This window comes from Anabaena sp. WFMT, assembly GCF_051781005.1.
GTDB lineage: Bacteria > Cyanobacteriota > Cyanobacteriia > Cyanobacteriales > Nostocaceae > Anabaena.
The window spans coordinates 59623-83944 of the sequence record NZ_JBPWOA010000031.1 but is presented as its reverse complement, the minus strand read 5'-3'; the positions used below and the strand labels follow the sequence as shown (position 1 = coordinate 83944).

Sequence of the window (24322 nt, the reverse complement as noted above, 5' to 3'; positions counted from 1 at the left end):
CAATTACCAATGACCCATTACCAGCCTTAATTTAGATAACTAGCAACTTGGGTTAGTAACAAATTCATTATGGTTTCAATGGAATGCAGCCTCGCATAGCAATCTTATTTGATTCGTGAAAATTTTCTAGGGACTGTCACAATAATGAAGGTAAAAGCTTGGAATCATTACCCGTGAACCCTCCTACCAGCACCTCAGCACAAACGCAAAATCGCAAAGCAGATCACATCCGCATCTGTCTAGAGGAAGATGTACAATGTCAACAAGTCACTACTGGACTAGAACGCTATCGCTTTACTCATTGTTGTCTACCGGAATGCGATCGCACTGACATTGATATCAGCACCAATTTTTTAGGAAAAAGCCTGAACGCACCTTTATTAATCTCCTCCATGACTGGGGGAACAGATCGAGCCGGCATCATTAACCGTCGTTTGGCAGAAATCGCCCAACAATATAAACTAGCAATGGGTGTGGGTTCCCAGCGTGTAGCATTGGAAAAACCCCAAGTTGCTGATACCTTCGCTATTCGCAAATATGCTCCTGATGTGCTGCTGTTTGCTAACTTGGGTGCAGTGCAGCTTAATTATCAATGTGGTGTTGATGAATGTCTGCGAATTATTGATATTTTAGAAGCAGATGCTTTGATTTTACACATTAACCCTTTGCAAGAGTTCATTCAACCCAGAGGTGATACCAATTTTCGGGGTTTGTTTGACAAAATAGCTAACTTATGCAGCAAATTGCCAGTACCTGTAATTGCCAAAGAAGTAGGAAATGGCATTTCTGCGACAATGGCAGAAAAACTGATATCTGTGGGAGTACAAGCCATTGATGTAGCTGGTGCAGGTGGTACATCTTGGGCGTTGGTAGAAAGCGAAAGAGCAGAAACGTCATTGCAGCGGCGCTTGGGGAGGACTTTTGCTGATTGGGGGATACCGACAGCAGAGTGTATTACCAGCATTCGCGCTCAGTTTCCGCAAATCCCCTTAATTGCTTCTGGGGGTTTACGTCATGGCTTAGATGTTGCCAAAGCGATCGCTCTCGGTGCAGATATCGCTGGTTTAGCAATGCCCTTCCTACAAGCAGCAGATGTATCAGAAACAGCACTGCAAGACTTAGCAGAAGTATTAATTGCCGAAATCACCACCGTATTATTCTGTACTGGTAATAGAACTTTGTATCAGTTAAAGCAATCCAACAGTTTGCACAGCATACAATAAAGTAAACAGGTTGTCTTTCCTTAGTCATTGGTTTTTTTTACTAATGACTAAAGACCAATAACTCATGACTAATAACTAATGACTAACTTTCTTAAACAAACTTTTGCTAGTTTAATTGGTAGCTTACTGGGGCTGACTATTTTCTCTGGTATCAGTACTCTAGGCTTATTATTCCTGATTATCGTTGCTACTAGCTCCAAAGATACGGGGCCAGAAGTCAAAGATAAATCCATGCTGGTTTTGGACTTATCTATGAAAATCACTGACAGTCAACCTAGTTCCAGTGACTTACTGCAAACAACCTTAACAGGAGTAGACGAAGATAGAATTACACTCCGCAAAGTTATAGAAACTTTAGAAAAAGCACAAAAAGATCCGCGCATTGTTGGTATTTATATAGATGCGACAAAATCTGGTGCAGCTAGTGGACTCGGCTATGCTTCCCTCAAAGAAATCCGTCAAGCTTTAGATAAATTCCGTGGATCTGGCAAAAAAATTGTCGCCTATGGCACAGACTGGAATGAACGGGAATATTATTTAAGTTCGGTAGCCAATAATATCGTTCTGAATCCCGTAGGACTAATAGAAATCAACGGTTTGAGTTCACAGCCGATGTTTTTGACAGGAGCATTGCAGAAATACGGTATAGGTGTTCAAGTAGTTCGAGTGGGGAAATTTAAGGGAGCAGTAGAACCGTTTATACTAGACAAACTGAGTCCAGAAAATCGAGAACAAACGCAGAAATTATTAGATGACGTGTGGGGAGAATGGCGAACATCTGTGGGGACAAGCCGGAAAATTCAACCACAGAAATTGCAAGCGATCGCAGATAACCAAGCTATTCTAGAAGCTAACACCGCCAAAACCAATGGTTTGATAGATCAGGTAGCCTACCTAGATCAAGTAGTCACTGACCTCAAAAAGTTAACCGCTAGTGATAAAGACGATAAAAGTTTCCGGCAAATTAACATCAGTGATTACGCTGAAGTTTCTGGCAAATCAATGGGTGTAGAACGTAACTCAGAAAATAAAATTGCCATCATTTATGCTGAAGGTGAAATAGTCGATGGAAAAGGGGAGACTGGAGAAATAGGAGGCGATCGCTTTGCTCAAATCTTCAATCAACTGCGGCAAGATCAAGATGTCAAATCTGTCGTTTTACGCATTAACAGCCCTGGTGGTAGCGCCACCGCCTCCGAAATAATACAACGAGAAATCAAATTAACTCGGCAAGTCAAACCAGTCATCGTTTCAATGGGTGATATTGCCGCCTCTGGTGGTTATTGGATAGCCAGCGACTCCAACCGCATTTTTGCCGAACCCAACACCATCACAGGCTCTATAGGTGTCTTTGGCGTACTATTTAACGGTGAAAAACTAGCAAATAACAACGGCATCACCTGGGATACAGTCAAAACTGCAAAATATGCCGATAACCAAACCGTTTCTCGTCCAAAATCACCCCAAGAATTAGCACTATATCAGCGCAGTGTTAACCGCATTTATAATATGTTTATCAATAAAGTTGCCCAAGGTCGAAAGCTACCCCAACAAAAAGTAGCAGAAATTGCCCAAGGGCGAGTTTGGTCAGGTGCAGCAGCCAAGCAAATCGGTTTAGTTGATGAAATTGGTGGTCTTAATGTCGCCATTGAATATGCTGCCAAAGAAGCAAAGTTAGGGAATGATTGGGAATTACAAGAATATCCGCGAGCGACAACCTTACAAGAACGTTTTTTTGGGCGTAAAGTGCAAGAAGCACAAGCAAAATTAGGGATTGAAAAAACTCCAATCAAATCAGCTAATCCGCTTTTAGCAGAATTTGAGAAATTACAACAGGAAATTTCAATTTTAAACAAAATGAACGATCCTCAAGGAATTTATGCCCGCTTACCTTTCAACTTGAAGATTGACTAACCTAATTCAGATATTTAGTAGTCATAATCAGGATTTACAGGATTTGAGGATTCGTAGGATTTAATCAGCAAGCCCTATGTATTTCTTCATCCTGTTCATCCTTTAATCTTGGGCATCCTGATTCAGACAAATTATGTATCTTTTCATCCTGTTCATCCTTTAATCCTGGGTATCCTGATTCAGACAAATTATGTATTTCTTCGTATCTTATTTAGGCTGGTAATTGGTAATTGGTAATTGGGGAGATGAGGAAGTAAGTACTTATGCTCCCTGCCTCATGTCACCTGTTGCTAAATTACAAAAAGAGTGTAAAGTAGTTGAGAACAAAACCTCACTCTTCTATTTTACACATCCATCTATGGATAGAAAAAGTAAGCGCCTGTTACTCCTCGTTGTTTCCTGTAGTATATCTGGTGTCATCTTAGGCGGAACTTCTGCTTGGGCAGAAAGCAAAATGTGCTTGAGTGCTGATTCAATCAGCAGCGAATGTTTGACTAAAAACCCAGTAGAAAAAACTATTCAAGGTATGAGTACTGGGTTATTAGCCGGGGCTGGGGCTGCTTTTGGTGCAGCCTGGAATTTACACCACCAAGACTAAAAGCTATAATTGCGATCGCCTATCCACATACTCGTAGGTACAGCATTACCTTGAGGATCTACTTTCACTCTTACCACTATCGGCGATCTCCGCCCATTTCTGCTTTCCTGTGTTTCTAACAGATCATTATTAATCTGCTGTCTTTGTTCTTCAGAAATGTAATAGTTTTCCAAACCGTAATTAATCAAACCATCTTGATAATTACCCTTTAAAGCTACCTGATTATTGCGTAAGTTCTGAGGCCGACTACTACTGACCCGCACCGGCCTCCAAGCCCTGGGAATACCAACATCACGATTAAAAGATTGTTGTTCCTGCAAAGTCAAATATAAGACACTACCCTGAGTTACTTGTGAGTTTCTCAGGGAATTTTGTCTTACCCAATCTCTCCAACCAGGTAATCTTCTCAAAGTTTCGCTGCGGGATATATTATAGTCAAGCGTTAAAGCAGACCCCCGCAGCAAATTATTAGAAGATACAGGTAGAGTTTGCAAAACCACAGATTTACCCGCTACATCTGTATACATCGCTTGAGTTGGAACCGCCAAAATTAGGCCAATTTGTACCATTAAAGGTGCTATTAACCGCCAAATTGGTAGCGGCTCATTAGCTTTTTGCTCAGTAGCTATCAAGTAATCCCGAAAAGTCAACTTTTCAGAAAACTCTTTCTCTGGGCTTAAGGTTTTCTTCGATTCAGGTGATTTATTGGATTCAGGTGGTTTATTCGATTCAGGTGATTTATTTGTCATGATAATTAATTGCTTAGAATTTGTTTAGTTGTCACTTGTTAATGACCAATGACCAATAACCAATGACCAATGACTAATAACTAATAGGATTTTTAACGCAGAGATTTAGTATATCTGTTAATTCTAGCTAAACAGCTTCTCTACTGTTTCTTAGTAGCAGTACGTTCATGGAAACGACGTTCAAACCAAAGACCCCCAGAAATCAGACCAGAACCGCACAATACAAACACCAATGATCTAAACAATAAATCGGTATCGTACTCTAACACGCGGCTGATAATTTGCAAGACAAACAATAGCATACCGCACCAAAAAGAAAATCTGTTATTTAACTTCATTCCTTCTTGGATCAGTCCCCAAACTAATGTTGTCAACAGGACATTGAAAACAAAAATGCCCAATTCAGGAATGCGACTAATAGCTTGATGCCAAAAAGGTACTATGACAATAAAGCTGAGAAAAATGATAATGACAGTGATCGTAAAAAATACTTCCTTGCGGGTGGGATTATTACGATGACGAAACAGAAATAACCACTGCAAAACTGCCAAGCCGCTGATAATTCCCAAATCAATTATTGGCAGAGACTGGAAAACATTCAAGGAATTTGTTGCCGAATTACCAAAACCAAAAGATTGCCATTGCCAACGGAAAGATAACAAATAAAAGACGACGCTGAAACACACCAAGGCTAAATTACGGGCTAGGGGTTGAAATAACCTGTAATGAACCGTGGGGAAAAGCAAGTCATCATAACTCCAGAGTAATGACGGTGGGAGTGCTAAAGCAAAGGATGCCACCCAAGGAACTACATTAGAAGAAAAAGTCGCCAGTGGTAATGGGTTGAGGTTATATTGCAAAGAAACAGTAAAGGCTACAGCAGCTAACCCAAAAATCCACCGTGAACGGCAGACATAGGCTAAGGGAACAAACGCCAACCATGAAAGCAGAGGCATATGTCGCACTGCTAACCGCGCCCAACTCAACTCATTAGGAGAGGATAAAAACTCTCTCAGTCCTATCCAATAACCAATTTGGATGAGGACAATAGCTAAAATACCTAAAGAATTGAGCGACAGACTATAGGCCATCACTAAAACACCGAACCCCCAAGCCAAAAATAACTCAGCAGCAGAACCGCTAACATTGAATATTTGCGCCATTAGCAGTAAAGTTGCCCCTAAAATGAAGGCGCTGAGAATTAGCAACCCCTCTCCTAGTAGACGTTTACCGCGTTGTGGCTTTTTATTTTCAGATTTCTTGAGTGTTGGTTCTCTCCAAGTATAAAAACCAGTGATAGCAGTAGACAGAAACCAACTCATTAACAAAATAAACTTGACTTCTCTTGACCATGTTTGCCAATTTGCTGCTACAAAGATAATTATGCCTAATCCTAAAAGTAAGCCACCTGCGGCAACGGCAATTAATCCAGAACTTTCTCGTGCAGCCGCTTCTATTTTATTAAATTGATAACGGTCTGCTAGTTGCTGGTGTTGAGAAGAACTAATAAGTCCTTCATCTCGCCAAAGTTTTGCTTCTTGGCGTAATTTTTTCGGAAAATTATCTGGGATCATGACCTCTCCGGTGCAATGGGTTAGTTTAGCAAGTGTCAAAACACGGTTAGCTTCTAGCCAAAGGCCAGAAGCCGCGCCGGACGCGCTTCGCAAACGCAATCTAAATGGTGGTCATTATATTTTCAGTATGCAGCTAAATACCTTGATGGCATTGTTCCGGTGTAACAGTTTCAATATTGTTCTAATTAGCTAAAGTTCCCAAATATTTGACTCAAAAACTTCAAGATGGAAAAGCCTTCAAATTTATTACTTAAAGTTTCCCGCCGTTTATTTGATAATGCTGATGAACAAGCAAAGTTTATAGATGCTTTAGTTAATCCTAAGCCTTTTTTACCTTGTATTCTTTGGTGTAAAAATAAGCCCGAAGATTCTCCTTTTATAGTAGAGAATTCAACACCTTGGCAACCCCAATTTGTAGACCGTTTACAGTTAGGGCAAAAACCCGGTCAACATCCCCTACATCAACAAGGATATTTCTATTGTTTGGATTTTTCTTCTGTATTTGCTGCTTCTATTTTGTTAACTATCAATCAAACAGTACCTTTAGTGTTGGATATGTGCGCTGCACCAGGAGGTAAGAGTGTTTTTGCTTGGCAAGCATTACAACCTGATTTACTGATCAGTAATGAAGTGATTGGTAAGCGTTTGGGTATGCTAATTTCTAACTTGAAACGCTGCCAGATTAAACCTAGTGGTGTAGTAAATAGAGATTCTAGTATTTTTGCAGAAATGTTTCCTTTGTCTAGTAATTTAGTCCTAGTAGATGCTCCTTGTACTGGGCAATCTTTATTAGCTAAGGGTGAAAAATCACCTGGATGTTTTCACTCTACATCAATTAATAAAAGTGCCAATCGCCAAAAACGTATTATTGCTAACTCAGGGCAAGTTGTAGCTCCTCAAGGTTATTTAGCTTATATGACTTGCACCTATTCTCCTGAGGAAAATGAGCAAGTATGTGAATGGTTTTTAGAAAAATTTCCCCAATTTGAAGCTGTGGAAGTTCCTCATTTATTAAAGTATCAATCACATTTAACTACTATTCCTTGTTATCGGATGTTTCCCCAAGATGGTTTAGGTGCTGGTGCGTTTACTGTGTTGTTTAAAAATACAGATGAAGGTGAAAGAAAGGAGATAGATTTAGATGCTATTTCCTCAATGTATATTTACAAAAATATGGAAATAACAAATTTAGGACTTACGCATTGACAGAATAACAAAATAGTGGATTGATAAATTGGGATTTATTGGTTTACACATTAAAACGGTATTTTGTCATCAGATAAAAAAAAATCAATCTCTGTTAGAATAGCTAAAATTAAATGAAATCAAAAAAATTACCGAATACTAAATTGGGGAGAATATTAAAATGGGAGATAAATTTGGTTCTATTGTTTTTTATAGTTTTTATATTTTTGAAAGAAACTATCATGAGTTGAAATCAACTATTCAAGGTTATAAAAACCTCATAGCTAGTGATGATTTTATATCTGATAGGCAAAAGTACATGGAATTACACATATACGGTGGTAGAGAACTTAGTCGCTTAATCCATAATTACGCTACTGCATGGTCTTCTTTGAGAGATAGTACTCGTGCTATTCAAAGAAAACTGGAAAAAAGTGAAGAAGAGGAAATTAGAAAATTTGTAATTGAGTATGAAGATAAATTAAATGAATCTCTCAAAGATAGCTTTGAGAACTTATTTGTGAGAGATTTACGCAACTACGTTCAACATAAGGCTGTACCAGTTCCAAATTTACATTGGACAATGATAAGAAACCTTTCTAGTTCTGATACTCCCCTCATGGATACGGATTGCTCTTTTGAATTTAGCACTAGAGAAATACAAGATTTTAATCGGTGGTGTGACTCTTCAAAAGAGTATATGAAGAACAATGAATCAATACCGGTGGAGAAAATAATTGATAGACATTTTGATATGATGAAAGAATTTTATTTGTGGATAAATTTTCGTGATGATCAATTAAATCCTTATGCCTCAAGTGAAATGAAGCAATTTACATTTGAACAATGGAAACAAAAACAAAATTCTATGTAATGTTTAGTATCTTATCACGTACAAATTAGATCGCATTTTCATGATAAATGAAGACAGACACCATATTTTACACCCTTCTACAAAATCTCCCCAGCGTCTTATTTGAACTGCTGGAAAAATCACCCGAACTAGCTGCACACTATGAATTTTCATCAGTAGAAATCAAAGAACTAGCACGACGCATAGATGGTGTATTTCTACCGAAAGTCGAGTACCCAGAAGATCCGATTTATTTTGTTGAAGTCCAATTTCAAAATGATGATGATTTATACTGGCGGTTGATTACCGAAGTATTTCTGTATTTAAACCAGTATAAACCTGATAAAAAATGGCAAGCTGTAGTACTGTGGGCTAAACGGAGTCTTGATCCTGGTATTCCCTTTGCATATCAAACTTCACTAGCTGCTGGACAAATTCATGTAGTTTATTTAGATGAATTAACTGATACATCAACTTCAATTGGTTTAGGAATTATTCAATTAGTAGTTGCGCCTGAAGATGAAGCAGTACAAACAGCAAGAAGTTTAATTAATTTAGTACAACAAGCAGATGCGGACAACAGTCGTTATCTTTTAGAATTAGTAGAAAGAATGCTAATTTACAAGTTTTCCACCTATAGCCGTTAGGAGTTAGAAGCAATGTTTGGATTAACAGAATGGCGAAAAACTCGATTTTATCAAGAAGTTCAGGAAGAAACTCAGCTAAAAACTAAGTTAGAAGCAATTCCTCGTCTTTTGAAAATGGGTTTAAGTGTAGAACAAATTGCCGAAGCACTAGAATTAAAAATCGAAGTGGTACGACAAGCCCTTAAAAAGCAGGATAGACAGGACTAAGGCATCTAAGATGACAATAAATCTGCGGTAAACAAGTATAAGATGATGTTACTACCATAAAAACCCTAAAAATACTCACAATTTATCACCGATGTTATCTGTAATTGAGTCTTTAAACCCCTGGATAGTTGGCGTTGTCTTAAATACAATTTTGTTGGCAATAGTGGCAATTATTCCTAAAAAATTGCTCACCCCGGCTGGTATATTTCATGCTTGGTTATTGGGAATTATCATTTGGGGGACATTAGGCTGGCAAGGATATCTAGTGGTAGTATTTTATTTTATTGTCGGTTCTGGGGTGACACGTATTGGCATGGCACAAAAGGAAGCAGCAGGAATTGCAGAAAAGCGTTCTGGTGCTAGAGGACCGGAAAACGTTTGGGGTTCGGCGTTAGTTGGGGCTTTGTGCGCTGTGGGAGTGTTGCTTGTACCCAGTTTCCAGTCTTTGCTAGTTTTGGGTTATGTGGCGAGTTTCAGCACTAAGCTATCTGACACGACTGCGAGTGAAGTTGGTAAAGCTTATGGAAAAAGTACCTTTTTGATTACGACGCTGCAACCTGTGGCTAGGGGAACAGAAGGGGCGGTAAGCTTGGAGGGGACTTTAGCGGGTGTAATAGGATCGATTGCGATCGCACTTGTGGCTTGGGGAGTAAATCTAATTGATCCCCTAGGAATTGTTTGGTGTGCGATCGCAGCATTTATTGCTACAAATTTAGAAAGTGTCATTGGTGCCACTTTGCAATCTAAATATACTTGGCTCACCAATGAAGTTGTAAATATTGTCAATACACTGATTGGGGCAGTTGCAGCTATTGTCATTGCCTTGATTTGGAAGAGCATATTTGTTTAAAATTTTACCAAAATCTGGATATAACCAGGCAGCGAATTTGCTGTCTTTTTTAATAGATATTGCATTATAAAATACTGATTTTTAAGTGATTTGTTGTATTTACTAATTTGAATAACTTAAGTATTTTCGGTAAATTTTATAATTATTTATTTTTAATCTATTTAATTTACAGAATCTTTATCATTATGAACCGTAATTTCCTACGGTTTTATCTATTATTTAATGGAAAAGTTGTATATATTTTTAGTGGCTTCATCATATTTATTTCATGGAATCTTCATCATTTTTGACTGTCAACGACGAGCAAATTGACCTTTCTCAAGTAGTCAAGTATTTACAAGTCTCTGGTAAACTGAATCAGTTTATTAGTGATATCCTGCGTCAACATATAATAGAAAGCGAACTAGAAATACGAGATGACATAGATATCAGTACAGGACTAATTGAACAAACAATTATTGATTATCGACTCAAAAATCAACTTACTGATCCCCAAATTTTCCAAGAATGGTTAAAAAATAATGGTACTGACTATGCCACATTTCTGGCATCAGTTACTTTTAGCTTCAAATTAGAAAAACTAAAGTCTTTAATCGCCGAACCAAAATTATCAGAATACTTTATTGAACGGAAGATTTACTTAGATCGAGTGGTACTTTCTCGAATTATGGTTGATAATCGAGAACTGGCTGAAGAACTACACACTCAAATTGAAGAAGGAAGTAGTTTTGAGCAACTAGCAAAAGAGTATTCACTGGCAGATGAACGAGTTTTTAATGGCATGATGGGACCACTTAGTCGGGGTAGTTTACCAGATATGCTGAGGGCGGCGGTGGATGCGGTAAATCTCGGTCAATTAATAGGCCCAATCGAATTAGAAGGGCGGTTTAGTTTGTTTAGATTAGAAAACATTCTGCCAGCATCTTTAGAAAATATTCAACTTAAACAATCACTACAAAATGAGTTATTTGAACGATGGATAGGGGAGAAAATTCAAAATCTGACAGTCAAATTACAAGTGAGCTAAAAATTCTGGATAATCAATCTCTACAACTAAATGTCTTAGCTGCTATGCCTTGGGATCAACCGCCATTATGCTGGTTGACTCCTGAACAAAAAAACCAATTAAAAAATTATTCCGAAGTTCGGCAATACAAACTTGGGGAAAGAATTTGGTCACAAGCAGCAGGAGATAATCAGTTTTTTATTATTACGGGTAAAGTCCGCTTACGAGATGATGTCAGTAAATCTTTAGCTACTCTACAAGAGGGAAATTGGTTTGGTGATTGTCAAAAATTATTCATTGATTGTAAAGCTGTAGCTGCTAGTAAGGAAGTGGTAGTTGTGTGTTGGAGTTCAGCACTATGGGCAAAGTTTTCCACTCCTCAAATTGATGAATTTTGGAATTTGACAGGTGAAGAAGGTGACAGTGAACAGATACTACGTCACGATGACAGAGGGAATAGAGGAGAAATAGGTGACAGGGAACAGGTGCTACGCCACGGTGACAGAGGGAATAGGGGAGAGGAAGCATCTTATTCATCTTCAACTTCTTCACCTTCTTATCCTTTTGTAGTGAGTGGGAATACTGGCGCTGCTTGTTTAACTATGGTGGCGCAATATTTAAATAATGCTGTGCAACTGGAATGGGTGCAACGGCAAATGCGAGGACAACGCCCCAAAAATTTGGTAGAAGCTGGAGAAAAGTTAGGGTTACTTCTGCGAAGGTTGCGGGTAAGTTGGGGTGAATTAAGACAGTTGTCATTTCCCGCTTTGTTGCTGTGGAAATCTGAAGAAATCAAAACTCCTTCTTGGGTGGTGGCTTATGGTGTGAAAGGCAATAGTTTAATTATTGCCAATCCCCTCAATTTTGAATGTGAATATTTAACTCAGTCGGTAGTAGAAGCTGCTTGGGATGGACAAATTTGGCAAGCTGAACTAGTTTCCAAACAAGAAAAATTCAACCTTTCTTGGTTCACTCCTGCTGTTTGGAAGTATCGGGTGCTGTTGGGTGAGGTATTGCTGGCTTCCTTTACTTTGCAGTTGTTGGGGTTAACCACACCGCTGATTACCCAAGTCATAATTGACAAGGTGATGGTACAGGAGAGTTTAGCCACTCTTGACGTAATGGCGATCGCTCTTTTGTTAGTCGCTATATTTGAATCTATCCTGGGAATCCTGCGCCTATTCATCTTTACTCACACCGCACGGCGTTTAGATTTGAGTTTATCTGCTCAACTTTTTCGCCATTTGATGCGTTTACCTTTGGCTTATTTTGAGTCGCGGAGAGTGGGAGACACAATAGCCAGGGTACAGGAACTAGAACAAATTCGCCAATTCCTGACAGGTACGGCTTTAACAGTGATCCTGGATAGCATTTTTGCGGTGGTGTATTTGGGGTTGATGTTTTATTACAACATTCCCCTCACCTTTGTCGCTTTAGCCGTATTACCCTTATTTGCGACTTTGACAATTGTCGCCACACCGATTTTGCGAAATTGGTTGAATGAAACCTTTAACCGTAGTGCGGATAGTCAATCTTTTCTTGTAGAGACAATTACTGGTATACATTCTGTCAAAGCCCACGCAGCAGAACCAGTAGCACGCGATCGCTGGGAAGGTTTATTTGCTCGCTTTATTCGCACCAGTTTTAAAGCTTCCACAACTTCTAATATTAGCAGTAATATTGGTGACTTTCTCACCAACTTCTCTACACTGCTCATACTTTGGTTTGGGGCAAAATTAGTAATTGATCATCAACTCACAGTAGGTCAATTAATCGCCTTTCAAATGTTATCGGGGAGAGTAACTGGACCCTTATTGCGCCTAGTGCAGTTGTGGCAAAATCTCCAACAGGTTTTACTATCTGTAGACCGAATTGGTGATATTCTCAACGCCGCACCAGAAACCGAAGCTGGAACAGGTTTAGTCTTACCACCGCTTAAAGGTGAAGTTAGCTTTGATCAAGTTTTCTTCCGCTACAATGCCAATACCGAACCCGTATTAAAAGGAATTTCTTTTAATGTCGAACCAGGACAATTTGTAGGAATTGTCGGACGTAGTGGTTCTGGAAAAAGTACCCTTTCCAAAATTTTGCAACGTCTTTATCAAATTGAATCAGGACGCATTCTTATTGATGGTTTTGACATCAAAAGTGCTGATTTAGCATCTTTACGACAACAAATCGCCGTAGTTCTCCAAGAAGACTTTCTATTTAACGGTTCTATCTTGGAAAATATCTCTTTAGGAAATCCAGATATTACCGCAGAAGAAGTTGTTGAAGCTGCAAGATTAGCCGTAGCCCATGATTTTATCAGTCAATTACCTTATGGTTACGAAAATAATGTTGGTGAAAGAGGTACAGCTTTATCTGGTGGACAAAGACAACGTATAGCCTTAGCGCGATTATTTCTTTCTACTGCGCCAATTTTGATTTTAGATGAAGCTACCAGCGCCTTAGATAGTGAAACAGAACAACAAGTATTACAAAACTTGCAAAAAGTTTCTGCTAACCGCACCGTGTTTCTAATTGCCCACCGTTTCGCACCTCTCAAACGTGCTGATTTAATATTAGTGATGGAAAAAGGTGTGATTGCTGAACGAGGTACACACACAGAGTTATTACAACAAAAGGGTTTGTACTGGTCACTTTATCAACGACAGCAGGCGAATATTTAAGAGGATTAAGACTGATGCGGGAGTCAAGAAATAGCGTGAGCAGTAAGCATATAACCGTGGATGCTGAAGACAGGAGGTTACTAAAAATACTGCTCCGTTAAAAATATTGGCGTTGCTGAATTGAAATATGAACTTGAAAAATCAAAGATTTAAAACTCTTATCCTCTGAGACTTTGTGCCTCTGCGTGAGATAAAATCATAATCTTAATCAGCAACGTCAAAAAACTTTTTTCCTTAACTTAAGAACTATCACAGATGATAACGACGACGTGTAGAACTAGTCTAATTCCTCCTCACCCAGCATATTTTTTGAGTTAATCTCAGATTCTGCCCATGTAATCAATGAATTATAGAACTTATAAGAAGGAGATCCTACACTGAGTTGTTCTACGATAGCAGATGCTTGTTCTTTAAGCGAAACGTCTTCTGGAAAAGGTTGTCCTAAAAGACCACTCCGAAAACCATAGGTCGCTGATTGACGCAAGTAATCACTCACTTGTTCATAACATTTATCACCGAGATCATACGCTTGTTCAATAATATTTTTAACAAAAGTTGAATGAGTAAATACAAATTGTTTAGGTGCATTAGATAGTAAGCAACTAGCTGTTTTAATCTTGTCTGCTTCTTTCGAGTTAATCCATTCTTCAAGAACTTTTAAGCCAGTCTGATTAAACCCCAAGGAAACTTCCTTAAACAATTTTGGAAACCAAAATCTTGTAGAGTATGTCATATTAAGGGATTGCTGAAGAATATCCCGAAGTATTACCTCATATTCATTACTTTTAGTTAAACCATTCAAATTGTGATGAAATCCACTATAAGGAAGTGGCTTATAATTTCTATCAGATTCTTGTTGATATCGTTCAATTCTCCGCAAAAATAGCTGAATTATAGAACGTGGCAATCTTCTAGATGTATAAGCAAGAAATTTGCTAATCTCCTCTGTATCAATATTTTCAACTTTTTCCAGCTTTGCTAAAATTTTCGCTAATTCTTTATCTTTCAAAGTAGCTGGTAAAATACCATACATAATATCAAAAATATTGCATAAATTGTTGGCAAGTTCTGTACTGCTACCAACTTCAATATCAAGAGCCAGTTTTCTAACTAGATAAGGATGTTGATTGCTTATCATCTTCAGTGAACTTAAAACTCTATTTTGAATATTGATGTTGTTATGATTAAGTAGGCTTTTAATTATAAAAACATCATCTGGCTGTAAATTATGACTCCAAAACCAGCAGCGTTCTGCCAAGGAAATATTGATATTATATGAGTTAGTATCTAAAGCACATTTAGCGATATCAAGAGCTTTATTTATATTCAGTTGTCTTACTTTATTAAGAAAATATCCAAAAGAATTTGCAAGAGGTTCTTGTGGTGCTTGAATAATAGCTTCACACATTTTAAAGATGAAGTCTTGCTCAACTAGTTCAGTTAGATTATCTATAAATGACAAAGGATAAAAATTTGTATTTATCTCTTGAATAGCGTTTAATTTTTCATTGAGTATTTGAACTACTTCGTCTGCTTCTGTATGTCGCTTTATAAATTCTTCTGCAATAGCAAAATAGATTTCTGTTTGTCGTTTATCGCTATTATTATCAAGCTTAAATTCAAGTAAATCAATTTTTCCTTTGTTATTTATCAGCCAATCTAAATTTTGCGTATAACCTAAAACTACTATTACTCTAAATTCATAGGTATTCGGGATTAAGTTAATAACTTCCAAACCTTTATTTATAACTTGTTGTGAATAAGCATGATAAATATGCCACTCTAATACTTTAATAATTTCTAAATGCAACAGTGGCTCACTCCTCTCTTGAACAAGCTGGGTAAGAAAATATAGTATATGTAACTGCTCAGGTATCCACTGCTCTTTATGTTCAGCAGCTTAACGGGTGACAAGACAGTTGAAGACGAGATGTGGCAATAATTTGAGAAAATAAGGGAGGTAAAAAAATAGGGACAAGGAAGTCTCCAAAACAAAAAATGTTGCCACAATTATATCAAACAATCTTCCGAAAGCATTTGAGTGAACAGCAGTATTTGACACTGGAGATATTGTTGTTATTAATACAAGCTCATCGCCAGGTGAAACTGTCAAAATTAGCCAGCTTGTTTCCCCAACCAATTAAATATGACAGCAGGAAACGCAATCTACAAAGATTTTTAGGAATAGGTAAAATCTGCGTAAAATTATTATGGTTTCCATTGATAAAATATTGGATTAGACAATCATTAATACCAAAACAATTAAATCGAGAACAGCGGCGTTATTTTCAGAAAAAACAATATCAAAAATATAGTTATTGGATGGTGGCATTGGATCGAACACAGTGGAAAGGACGGAATATATTTATGGTGACATTGGTATGGGGTACTCATGCCCTACCACTGTATTGGGAAACATTAAATCATGTCGGAAATAGTAACTTACAAATACAAAAAAGATTGATAAGGACGGCAATAAAGTTGTTAAAAAAATGAGGATACTAAAGTGAATGAAAATCGTTTTTTAGCTTTAGTTTTATTGATTGTGATTGCTTATAGTTTGGCTACTATGCACGGTCAACGGATGAAAAAATTAGGTATAGAGACTTATGCCGAACGTATTCAAGAACATCAGGATAAGTACCCACGCCAGAGTGATTTTAGCTTTGCTCTCTACGGACAACTATGGATTTATGGTATGGAATTATGGGCAGATTTAGCTCTGAACTTAATCAATCTCAAGCCTCATAAACGCCTCTTTTTTCAACGTGGCTTTCAGGCTCTATCCCTTATGAAACAAGCTGTTTAACCACCTTGTCACCCGTTAAGCAGCAGTAATTTCTATCTTGAAATAAGGTTCTGGGTTTCTTAGTGCTGTTTCGAGAATATTGATTGCTTTTATTGCAGATTTAAGAGGATGATTTTTAGCACAATCTTCAACTACATTTAGTACATTATCGCGGATTATTTGTACTCCTGGTCTATTTACAACAAAAGGACGAGATACAATTCTATTCACTTCAACATAAGTCGTTTCACCGCTTTTTTTCAATAGAGGTTCAAGAATATCTAATGGAGAATAAAGATGATTATGTACATCAGATGCTTTTAACCATCGAGATACGGATTTCACTAAATTTTGATAAAATTCAATTGGTTTTTCAGGTTCATATTCAGCCAAGTCCTTAAGAACTCGTATGGCGTGTTGAGCGTTTGGATTTAAGTCGCGGTTATCATTTCTTCCAAGTTCCCACAATAAGTCACAGCAGCGAGGTAGATAATCTATTGTATAGCTAATTTTTTGGAGTAAATCTGGTAGTTTGTATCTAACCCAACTATCATTATAAAAGTCTGCTAATTGCTCATTTTCTTGTATTGTCGCAGGATTACGCATTGCAAATTCTACTAACTCAAGAGTTTTCCCTGGTTGGTAATAAGCTACGTTATTAAAATTATCTAGCAGTTTTCCCCTATCATAATTTGATGCTTTCTGAAATTCTAAGCGAATGTATTCCCAAATATCAGCAAGCAAGTCTGTTTCTTTTCCTTCAGCTTGACGAATACGCCAGTCAAGTTCAGCTAAATTTTGAAGTACCTCAGTTAGACAAATAGATTGAAAATTTTCAAAAGTTTTTTGTGCATATCCTGTTGGTATTCCCCTATCTGTTATGCAAGCTTTATGTAGTATATGGTCAGCAAGTACATCAGGAGTGATACGTAAGCTAGAACCGCGTCTGATAACTATTCCCTTATCTTCTAATATCCCTATGTACTCAATCAATATAAATTCTTCAATACCAATAAATTCTGCTGATGCTTTCTTGAGAAGAGAATTTTCTGTGTTAAATGGTGCTACAGCAGAAATCAGCCTTAAAAGAGATTTAAAATGTTCTGGATTAAGTTCATCAATAATTTTTTCACCAACTAATTCATCTTGAAACTTTGTAAGTACAAAATCCCGAAACTCTTGATCACGTTCTAATAAAGGAGGGCCTACTTTTCTTTCTGCTAATAGCCTTCCAGCAACTACAGTAATAAGTGGACAATCTTTAGTTATGTCTGCCAGTTTATGAGCATAATGAGCGTATTCCTGACCAAGTGCTTCACCGGCTAATTCTTTTACTTCTTCATAGGTTAATTCCTTAATTTCACTTAACACCATAACTTCACTTGGGTTAAAGTGAGCGCGGGTGAGAAGTGGTTTTAGGTAATCAACACCTTGAGGTCTAGAAGATAAAATCAGTTTTATTTGCGAATTTTGTTGAGCAAAAGCAAATAAGGTGGATAAGTCTTCACGGCGATGAGCATCATCAAGAATTACTAAACATTGTTTTGTAGGTAATTCATCTAAAGTTTCATTATTAATCAGTGTTCCTTCTATCAAAAATCTCAGTTTAAAATTTTGATGCCTTTGCTTAAACTCCTGTGAAAAAGCATGGAGAATTTTAGTTTTACCAATACCACCACGACCAGTAAAAATCAATACTCGCTCTTTTGAATCTATAAAATCATTAAGTTCTTGAATAAATTTTGTTCTACCAATTAGCGTGATTAAATGATTAGATGGCAGTTCGGGCTTTAGTAAAGGACGGAAGAATACCTCTGATGATACGAAGGAAAATAGTTTTTTAGAGTTAGTGGGCGTTGTTTGTGCCAAACCAGTTTTATCAGGCAGATATTGGACTAAAGTAATTGTTCTTCCTCCCCCTATATAAATCGGTTCTTGTCCGCTGTCCTTGAGTTGGCGTTGAACGAAACTGATCAAATCATTAGCATTTATTTCCCCAGTCGCAGCATCAGCTTGATTTGGAGCAAGTCCTTTCAGCACTGCTTCAGTAAAAATGCCTCCTTCCGTATTTTCTCGCGCTCTTTCAAAGGAACGGGAGGCAGTAATAAGGCAGTAGTCTTGTTTACTGTTGAATATAGAAAAACTTGACTGGAACAAGCTTCTCTCTAGTAAAGACCCAGCATAACAGCAGTCCAGAATTACCACTAGACTGCTAAGTTGGGATTTACTGATTAAAGCATTAAAATCATCAAAGGAAATGGCATTCTGTCCATCTTTATTACAATCAGATGTAGCCAAATATCCTTTTGGTTCACCAGTGAGACTAGATGCTTCAAATCCATGTCCGGCAAAATAAATTAGTGCTTCTGCACCTTTGGCCTTGTCTAGCAAAAATGTTCGCAGTTCTTGACCTAGTTCTTTACCAATTAACTTTTTATCCGGCGTAACTTCCCAACTATTTCCACTCTCGATGAGCTTTTTTGGTAACGGATGAACATCAAATCTACCATGTTGACTGAGTAACTGCCCTATTTTTTCAGCATCTTTGACAGCTTTTGGCAGGTTTGTGAAATTGTCATACTTAGCAATGCCAATTACCAAAGCATATCTAGCCATTTTAGAAAACCTATTATTTGTTACATTCTAATAATACAATAAACATCAGTATACTAGCTGAGGCTAAATAATGTCAGAAATAGAACGGCTGATCATCAAAGATGATGATCAAGAATATGAAATCTATGTAGAATCAAAGACATCTGCTGAGGTTCCAGAAGCAGAAGAACCGGGATACCGTGATGCTTTACCTACTATCAACATTCAGGATTTCCAAAACAAGATTCATGGTTATGCCAAATTAGCTATGGGGGCGTTCAAAAATTTACCTGAAGCTGAGGAAGTCACAGTTAAATTTGGTATTAAGCTTGGTGGTAAAGCGGGTATTCCTTTTTTAACTGAAGGTTCAGCAGAAAGTAATTTTGAAATAGAAGTTAAATGTAAGTTTCCTGACAAGAATAAAAATACCAGTCCCTAACTTTTCTACAGGGTAGGCATCTTGTCTACCTTCTCTGACTTGAGAAAAATCACACATCGCGCTACTCTTCATTAGCGTCAACTCGTGAAACTCAAAATTTCGTAAAAAGGAAGTTAGCCTCTACTTAACTTAACTGACTGCGAAACTTGTTAACACTAATAGTTAATAAAACAATAGCAAAAGCAAGTAATGCTAAAACATTCAACCACAGCACATCTAAACCAACTCCTTGTCGCAACGCTTTCCAGAATTAGCAAAACTATATACTCAAACCGTGATTCAGCGCGGAAGGAAATTGCTCAGTCAGTATTTTGCATCTCACCCAGAATTAGGCATTAATGACCCAGACGCAACGGCGCAAATCTTTTTTGGATCACTGGTATCCTATGTGATGGTGCAGGAAATGCTATATGGTAAAGAAATGATGTCATTGTCACGCGATCGCATTTTAGATAGTTTAATGAGTTTGGTACTCGTCCACACAACTAAATGAGGCAAATATCTCTTGACCAGAAAAATTTTAACTGGCTTAAACTCAAAAACCTATGAACACCCCTTTGATCGGCAAGCTTTAGGTTCTTTACAAAAAATGCCGGGGATATCCCCCATACTCAAAAAAATTAACGAATATAGTATTGATCGCTTGCTGAGATTGCAAAGTCTTGGTAGTGAAATTAGAGTTACAAATCGTAATTTTCCTAAATTATATCAAGCATTGGCAGAAACTTGCCAAATTCTTGATGTTTCTCCCCTGCCTGAATTATATTTTTTTCGAGGTACAGGTTATATTCAAACATATGTTGTGGGGGTGGAAAAACCTTTAATTGGTGTTAATTTAGAAGCAATGGAATGGCTAAATCCAGATGAATTGGTTTATGTTTTAGGATCTGAAGTTGCTCGTATTAAGAGTCAACATATGATATATCATCAAATGGCAATTGTGATGCCGGCTTTAAAAAATTTATTGAGTAGTACTACATTAGGTATTGGTGGTTTAGTTGCAAGTGGTATTGAACTAGCTTTATATAATTGGGTAATGATGGCTAAATTAACTGCTGATCGTGCTGGTTTATTAGCGTGTCAAGATATTAATATAGCCACAACTGCACTGATGAAACTTGCGGGTTTACCCGATGAATACTTAAATAATGATGTCATTGAAGATTTTCTAATTCAGTCTCGTGAGTTTGCAGCCAATAGCTTTGATAATTTAGATCAGGTGACAAAAATATTAAGCTATACAGAATATAGACTTTCTTGGATAGTAATGCGAACTGGAGAATTATTAAAATGGGTTGATTCAGGTGATTATGATGATTTAATTCGAGAAGATGCAAATTTAAATACGCCAGAAGATAACAATCCAGAAGCAGAGGGAAAAGAGGGTTGGAATTTTATGTCTTCCTGGTAATAATATCCCCGATTTTTTACAGAAGTCGGGGATCTGAAAGATGTATACTAAGAACGGGTTAAAAGTGTCATTCTGAACGAAGTGAAGAATCTCCGAGATACTTCTCTACGAGACGCTCCGCGAACGCTGCACTACGTTACGCTCAGTATGACATAAGTCCAGCTTTTACCCGTTTGCAGTATACGTGGCATAAGCCGTACATGGGTGATTTGGAAAAATCAAATAAAACTGCTTGCTATATAGTCATCAAAATGCAGGATTATGTTGATAATCCCAACATTTATCATCTTGCCAAACTCTACCCGTTTTCTCACATTTTTCTTGGTCTTCAATACCAGGAATTGAGGTAGGGTGAATAGTGTTTAAGCTGGATGTAACATAAGAGATCATGAAAGAACCTGTATAAAAACCACCAAGGATTAAAGTTCCAAAAAAAAACGTAAAGCTGACACATTTAACAGTAAATAAAACAGAAAAATTGCGTTGTTTACTATATGGGGAAAAGCGCATATATTTCCTCAGTGTGATGTTTATGGCAGATAACACCCTGGGAATGTTTACACGCTGATCAATTTGACTTGCAGAATTTATTTATGGCAGAAAAATACAGATATTTCTGTTATCAGTTAACAGTTATAGTCGGGAATAGGGAACAAAGTTGAAATTATTTTGGTGTGTGAGTTTATAATCACTGTATGTTCTTGCCTACGTGGTAACTACTATAGCAATTTCTATTCAAGTGACGTACAAGCAGTAATAATTAAACGCAGATGATTTTGTACTTCATTAAACTAGGAAATGCTATATGTTATTTATGGCTGCTTGAAAATATAAATTAGCCAATTTAATTTTTCACTATTCACGTATAAATTACTGTTAGCGATAGTGTTGAAGGTAGAAAAGGCAGAAGATTAAGTTTTTGTTTAATAAGGTTTATAAGGCGGAATTTAGGTTAAATATCTCTAAAATTTGTCTGCAAATTTCTTTAAGCTTGTCCCCAACTAAAGGGGAAGGTGTAGACTCACCAACAAAATTCCATTGTTCTACTGTTGACAGTCGCCAAACTTGCCCACGATGGTCAAATCCAGATGCTTCAACACCAATTGCACGTTTGGATTGATTGATAGGATCTTGATAAAAACGGATTTGAATTAAAATACTGCGACTGCGCCAAGATTTGCTAATTCCCGGAAAGTGAAAACCGATATCTATGGAATCTGGATCTACTAATTCCCTAGTTTCTGGGTCATTTTTCCAAGGTTTAAGATCGGATTTGGCATCAGGAAACTCTAATTTGAACAAATTAACTACCGTAGCAATCTTGCTGGTGAGTTCAAAGTTTGTTGTCTGTTCAGCTGCGTTCACGACAAAATACTCCTAATCTTGCATCGGCCTATGGGGATGTGAAAACAGAAAAACGCTGAGGAAGTTTATCTCATTGGTGTTTTAGCTTATCAAGAAGATTGGAAATTTAGCAACTGTGAATTATGATTTCCTCACATTTCTTTGAGTAATTATACTAAAAAAACCTTCCCTAGCACTAACAACTCTGCCTTTTGATTGGGTTGGTAACAAGTTCTAGTCAGGCTGGAGTATTTTCTGTAAAAACCTTTGTTGACTAGAACGATAAATAACAGTAGCGATCTAAAATGACACTATAAAGCCGCAAACAAATAGTAAATTAATTTCCGTTTATGGTGCGTCAACGCTCTATTTTATCACTGATTCTCGTACTAGTGACTACATTCCTGATCAGCTGTGGCGGTCCTAGTGTTGCTACTGCACCTCCAACTTACACACCAGATCAACTGGCGAAAATTCAGGTATATGTTCCTGATATTGAGGTGGTGCGCGATCGCTCAGAAGAACTCAAAACCCTGATTAAAAGCGGGGAATGGATTGATGTCGGCAATTTTATCCATGGCCCAATTACAGAAGCTAGGTTAAATATGACTTACGTCATCCCCAACTTGTTACCCCAAGACCAACCTAAAGCCAGACAGATCAGCAAGGATTTTTTAAGCCACTTGGTAAAAATCGACCAAGCTGCTAAGGTCGGTAACACTAGTTTGGCCTTGAGTAGCTACAAAGATGCTTTTGTCGATATTGACAAGTTCCTACAACTGATTCCAGAAGAAGTTAACAGTTGACGGGTGACGGGTGACAGGCTTCCGCCGTGAGCGTCAGCCGAACGGTGACAGTTGACAGAAGGGGAAATTTATCTTTCTTCTGTTCCCTGTTACCCATTACCCATTACCAATCCTTTGCTTCCTACTATGAGTCCTGAGTCACAAAACGCTAGGGTAATGGGGTGATAGGGTAAAGAGGGTAAATCTTTATTCTTCACCCCCGCACTTCATAAAAAACGTCATGAATATAGTAATTATTGGATGTGGCGTAGTTGGGGCGACTATCGCCTATCAACTCAGTCAAATTAAAGGTCTAAATATCACTGTTTTCGACCAAAATCAACCAGCACAAGCTTCAACAGGTGCGGCTCTCGGTGTTTTAATGGGTGTCATTAGCCACAAAATCAAGGGCAAAGCTTGGCAAATGCGCCAAGAAAGCATTAAACGTTATGAAACTTTGATTCCTGAACTAGAAGGGATTACGGGGCGCAAAATTCCTTGTAACCGTCAGGGAATCGTGATGCTGTTGTCAGAAGACGCAGAACGCCCTTTGGAAAGTGGGGTTGAAGTGATGTCAGAATGGGAACGATTACGGGAAGTTCGCCAATCTCAAGGTTGGCAGTTAGCTGTTTGGGACAAAGAAAAACTGCAAAAATTCTGTCCACAAATTAATCATCCCACTATTATTGGTGCGGTCTACTCTCCCCAAGACCGTCAACTCAATCCTACAGCTTTAACCTTAGCTTTGGTAGATGCGGCTCAACGTAATGGCGTTAAATTTAAATTTGGTGTAGCTGTCAAAAATAACCAAGTTCCATCTTCTCTATTAGTACAGACATCACCGACAATTAACGAGCATCTGAAATCTATGGAAACTTCAGAGGGTACTGTTACCGCAGATTGGTTTATAGTCTCTGCTGGTTTGGGTTCAACATCACTAACTGCACAATTAAATCAAAAGGTGCATATCCGTCCGGTTTTGGGGCAAGCTTTATACCTAAGTTTAGGACGATTTTTAGGAAATTCTGAATTTCAACCAGTGATTACTGGGAATGATATCCATCTTGTGCCTATGGGTAATGGTGATTATTGGGTAGGTGCAACGGTAGAATTTCCCAATGATACTGATGAGATATCTGCAAAGCAAGAATTACTAGAATCTTTAAAACAACAAGCGATCGCATTTTGTCCAGATTTAGCTTCAGCAAAAGTTGTCCGCACTTGGTCCGGTTTACGTCCCCGTCCCGAAAATCGTCCAGCACCTGTTATCGATAAACTCCCTGGTTTTAATAATGTCTTATTGGCTACTGGTCATTATCGCAACGGCGTTTTACTCGCACCTGCAACAGCTTCAGCAATTCAGGAAATGATTATTCCTAAGAATTCTTAATCAAAAACCTACTCAAATCAATAGTTACAATAATCGCAAATACTCAAAAACCGCTTTGTTGGCGGTTTAACGTTTCTTTGAAAAATATTTTA

The 24322-nt window shown here is 37.8% G+C and carries 20 protein-coding genes and 2 pseudogenes; 16 read left to right on the top strand and 6 right to left on the bottom strand.

All coding sequences use genetic code 11. The annotated features are described in order from the left end of the window. Positions 1–173: 173 nt before the first annotated feature. From fni to ACSQ6I_RS20055, 3 genes are all read left to right on the top strand, one after another. Positions 174–1223, top strand: coding sequence for a type 2 isopentenyl-diphosphate Delta-isomerase (fni, locus tag ACSQ6I_RS20065; RefSeq protein ID WP_438892070.1), 1050 nt, complete (start codon positions 174–176; stop codon positions 1221–1223). Positions 1224–1301: 78 nt separating this feature from the next. After that, positions 1302–3137: a signal peptide peptidase SppA gene (gene sppA / locus ACSQ6I_RS20060; RefSeq protein WP_438892052.1), complete on the top strand. Its 1836-nt coding sequence runs from the start codon at positions 1302–1304 to the stop codon at positions 3135–3137. Between the two features lie 358 nt (positions 3138–3495). Next, complete coding sequence (locus ACSQ6I_RS20055) at positions 3496–3735, top strand: hypothetical protein (RefSeq protein ID WP_438892051.1); 240 nt, start codon at positions 3496–3498, stop codon at positions 3733–3735. On the opposite strand, the gene ACSQ6I_RS20050 is transcribed toward ACSQ6I_RS20055, so the two are convergent. Both ACSQ6I_RS20050 and ACSQ6I_RS20045 read right to left on the bottom strand, forming a co-directional pair. After that, positions 3732–4484, bottom strand: a complete 753-nt coding sequence (locus ACSQ6I_RS20050) for a GDYXXLXY domain-containing protein (RefSeq protein ID WP_438892050.1) — start codon at positions 4482–4484, stop codon at positions 3732–3734. The genes ACSQ6I_RS20055 and ACSQ6I_RS20050 overlap by 4 nt on opposite strands. 140 nt (positions 4485–4624) lie before the next feature. Beyond that, positions 4625–6058: a DUF2157 domain-containing protein gene (locus ACSQ6I_RS20045; protein ID WP_438892049.1), complete on the bottom strand. Its 1434-nt coding sequence runs from the start codon at positions 6056–6058 to the stop codon at positions 4625–4627. Here ACSQ6I_RS20045 and ACSQ6I_RS20040 point away from each other — a divergent pair. The 7 genes and pseudogenes from ACSQ6I_RS20040 (at position 6057) to ACSQ6I_RS20010 (ending at position 13478) form a co-directional block, all read left to right on the top strand. Further along, entirely contained in the window at positions 6057–6251 is a 195-nt protein-coding gene (locus tag ACSQ6I_RS20040) for a hypothetical protein (protein WP_438892048.1), read from the top strand. The genes ACSQ6I_RS20045 and ACSQ6I_RS20040 overlap by 2 nt on opposite strands. Positions 6252–6283: 32 nt before the next feature. Next, positions 6284–7264, top strand: coding sequence for an RsmB/NOP family class I SAM-dependent RNA methyltransferase (locus tag ACSQ6I_RS20035; RefSeq protein WP_438892047.1), 981 nt, complete (start codon positions 6284–6286; stop codon positions 7262–7264). A gap of 160 nt (positions 7265–7424) precedes the next feature. Beyond that, entirely contained in the window at positions 7425–8117 is a 693-nt protein-coding gene (locus ACSQ6I_RS20030) for a hypothetical protein (protein WP_438892046.1), read from the top strand. A 47-nt stretch (positions 8118–8164) separates the two neighbouring features. Beyond that, positions 8165–8950: pseudogene (locus ACSQ6I_RS20025) on the top strand (Rpn family recombination-promoting nuclease/putative transposase). Between the two features lie 91 nt (positions 8951–9041). Next, a complete protein-coding gene (locus ACSQ6I_RS20020) occupies positions 9042–9800 on the top strand; it encodes a TIGR00297 family protein (RefSeq protein WP_438892045.1) in 759 nt (252 codons plus the stop codon). 268 nt (positions 9801–10068) lie between these two features. Next, positions 10069–10827 (top strand): foldase protein PrsA, encoded by a 759-nt coding sequence (locus tag ACSQ6I_RS20015; protein WP_438892044.1) that lies wholly within the window; start codon positions 10069–10071, stop codon positions 10825–10827. Beyond that, positions 10776–13478, top strand: a complete 2703-nt coding sequence (locus ACSQ6I_RS20010) for a type I secretion system permease/ATPase (RefSeq protein WP_438892043.1) — start codon at positions 10776–10778, stop codon at positions 13476–13478. The genes ACSQ6I_RS20015 and ACSQ6I_RS20010 overlap by 52 nt, the downstream gene beginning before the upstream one ends. Before the next feature lie 277 nt (positions 13479–13755). Here ACSQ6I_RS20010 and ACSQ6I_RS20005 read toward each other — a convergent pair whose 3' ends face one another. Further along, positions 13756–15288 carry a hypothetical protein gene (locus tag ACSQ6I_RS20005; protein WP_438892042.1) on the bottom strand — a complete coding sequence of 511 codons (1533 nt, stop codon included), beginning with the start codon at positions 15286–15288 and terminating at the stop codon, positions 13756–13758. 188 nt (positions 15289–15476) lie between these two features. On the opposite strand from ACSQ6I_RS20005, the pseudogene ACSQ6I_RS20000 reads away from it, so the two are divergent. Next, positions 15477–16287: pseudogene (locus ACSQ6I_RS20000) on the top strand (hypothetical protein). Positions 16288–16302: 15 nt separating this feature from the next. On the opposite strand, the gene ACSQ6I_RS19995 reads toward ACSQ6I_RS20000, so the two are convergent. Further along, the gene (locus tag ACSQ6I_RS19995) at positions 16303–18882 is read right to left on the bottom strand and encodes a caspase family protein (protein ID WP_438892041.1); all 2580 of its coding nucleotides are present in this window, start codon (positions 18880–18882) and stop codon (positions 16303–16305) included. 70 nt (positions 18883–18952) lie between these two features. Between ACSQ6I_RS19995 and ACSQ6I_RS19990 the strand changes: the two genes are divergently transcribed. From ACSQ6I_RS19990 to ACSQ6I_RS19980, 3 genes are all read left to right on the top strand, one after another. After that, complete coding sequence (locus ACSQ6I_RS19990; protein WP_438892040.1) at positions 18953–19300, top strand: CU044_2847 family protein; 348 nt, start codon at positions 18953–18955, stop codon at positions 19298–19300. 229 nt (positions 19301–19529) lie between these two features. After that, positions 19530–19793, top strand: coding sequence for a TetR/AcrR family transcriptional regulator C-terminal domain-containing protein (locus tag ACSQ6I_RS19985; RefSeq protein ID WP_438892039.1), 264 nt, complete (start codon positions 19530–19532; stop codon positions 19791–19793). Positions 19794–19805: 12 nt separating this feature from the next. Then, a complete protein-coding gene (locus tag ACSQ6I_RS19980; RefSeq protein ID WP_438892038.1) occupies positions 19806–20711 on the top strand; it encodes a M48 family metallopeptidase in 906 nt (301 codons plus the stop codon). A gap of 246 nt (positions 20712–20957) precedes the next feature. Here the strand turns inward: ACSQ6I_RS19980 and ACSQ6I_RS19975 are convergent, their stop codons facing one another. After that, the gene (locus tag ACSQ6I_RS19975) at positions 20958–21221 is read right to left on the bottom strand and encodes a hypothetical protein (RefSeq protein WP_438892037.1); all 264 of its coding nucleotides are present in this window, start codon (positions 21219–21221) and stop codon (positions 20958–20960) included. Positions 21222–21644: 423 nt separating this feature from the next. Beyond that, the gene (locus ACSQ6I_RS19970; RefSeq protein ID WP_323311695.1) at positions 21645–22076 is read right to left on the bottom strand and encodes a hypothetical protein; all 432 of its coding nucleotides are present in this window, start codon (positions 22074–22076) and stop codon (positions 21645–21647) included. 329 nt (positions 22077–22405) lie between these two features. Between ACSQ6I_RS19970 and psbQ the strand changes: the two genes are divergently transcribed. Next, a complete protein-coding gene (psbQ, locus tag ACSQ6I_RS19965; protein WP_438892036.1) occupies positions 22406–22861 on the top strand; it encodes a photosystem II protein PsbQ in 456 nt (151 codons plus the stop codon). A 220-nt stretch (positions 22862–23081) separates the two neighbouring features. After that, positions 23082–24230, top strand: a complete 1149-nt coding sequence (locus ACSQ6I_RS19960; RefSeq protein ID WP_438892035.1) for an NAD(P)/FAD-dependent oxidoreductase — start codon at positions 23082–23084, stop codon at positions 24228–24230. Positions 24231–24322 lie beyond the last annotated feature (92 nt).

What these genes read in the sequence shown, in the direction of transcription:
- sppA (WP_438892052.1), top strand. Translation starts at nt 1,302, where the DNA reads ATGACTAACTTTCTTAAACAAACTTTTGCTAGTTTAATTGGTAGCTTA.
- ACSQ6I_RS20055 (WP_438892051.1), top strand. Translation starts at nt 3,496, where the DNA reads ATGGATAGAAAAAGTAAGCGCCTGTTACTCCTCGTTGTTTCCTGTAGT.
- ACSQ6I_RS20050 (WP_438892050.1), bottom strand. Translation starts at nt 4,484, where the DNA reads ATGACAAATAAATCACCTGAATCGAATAAACCACCTGAATCCAATAAA.
- ACSQ6I_RS20040 (WP_438892048.1), top strand. Translation starts at nt 6,057, where the DNA reads ATGACCTCTCCGGTGCAATGGGTTAGTTTAGCAAGTGTCAAAACACGG.
- ACSQ6I_RS20045 (WP_438892049.1), bottom strand. Translation starts at nt 6,058, where the DNA reads ATGATCCCAGATAATTTTCCGAAAAAATTACGCCAAGAAGCAAAACTT.
- ACSQ6I_RS20035 (WP_438892047.1), top strand. Translation starts at nt 6,284, where the DNA reads ATGGAAAAGCCTTCAAATTTATTACTTAAAGTTTCCCGCCGTTTATTT.
- ACSQ6I_RS20030 (WP_438892046.1), top strand. Translation starts at nt 7,425, where the DNA reads ATGGGAGATAAATTTGGTTCTATTGTTTTTTATAGTTTTTATATTTTT.
- ACSQ6I_RS20020 (WP_438892045.1), top strand. Translation starts at nt 9,042, where the DNA reads ATGTTATCTGTAATTGAGTCTTTAAACCCCTGGATAGTTGGCGTTGTC.
- ACSQ6I_RS20015 (WP_438892044.1), top strand. Translation starts at nt 10,069, where the DNA reads ATGGAATCTTCATCATTTTTGACTGTCAACGACGAGCAAATTGACCTT.
- ACSQ6I_RS20010 (WP_438892043.1), top strand. Translation starts at nt 10,776, where the DNA reads ATGGATAGGGGAGAAAATTCAAAATCTGACAGTCAAATTACAAGTGAG.
- ACSQ6I_RS19995 (WP_438892041.1), bottom strand. Translation starts at nt 18,882, where the DNA reads ATGGCTAGATATGCTTTGGTAATTGGCATTGCTAAGTATGACAATTTC.
- ACSQ6I_RS19990 (WP_438892040.1), top strand. Translation starts at nt 18,953, where the DNA reads ATGTCAGAAATAGAACGGCTGATCATCAAAGATGATGATCAAGAATAT.
- ACSQ6I_RS19975 (WP_438892037.1), bottom strand. Translation starts at nt 21,221, where the DNA reads ATGCGCTTTTCCCCATATAGTAAACAACGCAATTTTTCTGTTTTATTT.
- psbQ (WP_438892036.1), top strand. Translation starts at nt 22,406, where the DNA reads ATGGTGCGTCAACGCTCTATTTTATCACTGATTCTCGTACTAGTGACT.
- ACSQ6I_RS19960 (WP_438892035.1), top strand. Translation starts at nt 23,082, where the DNA reads ATGAATATAGTAATTATTGGATGTGGCGTAGTTGGGGCGACTATCGCC.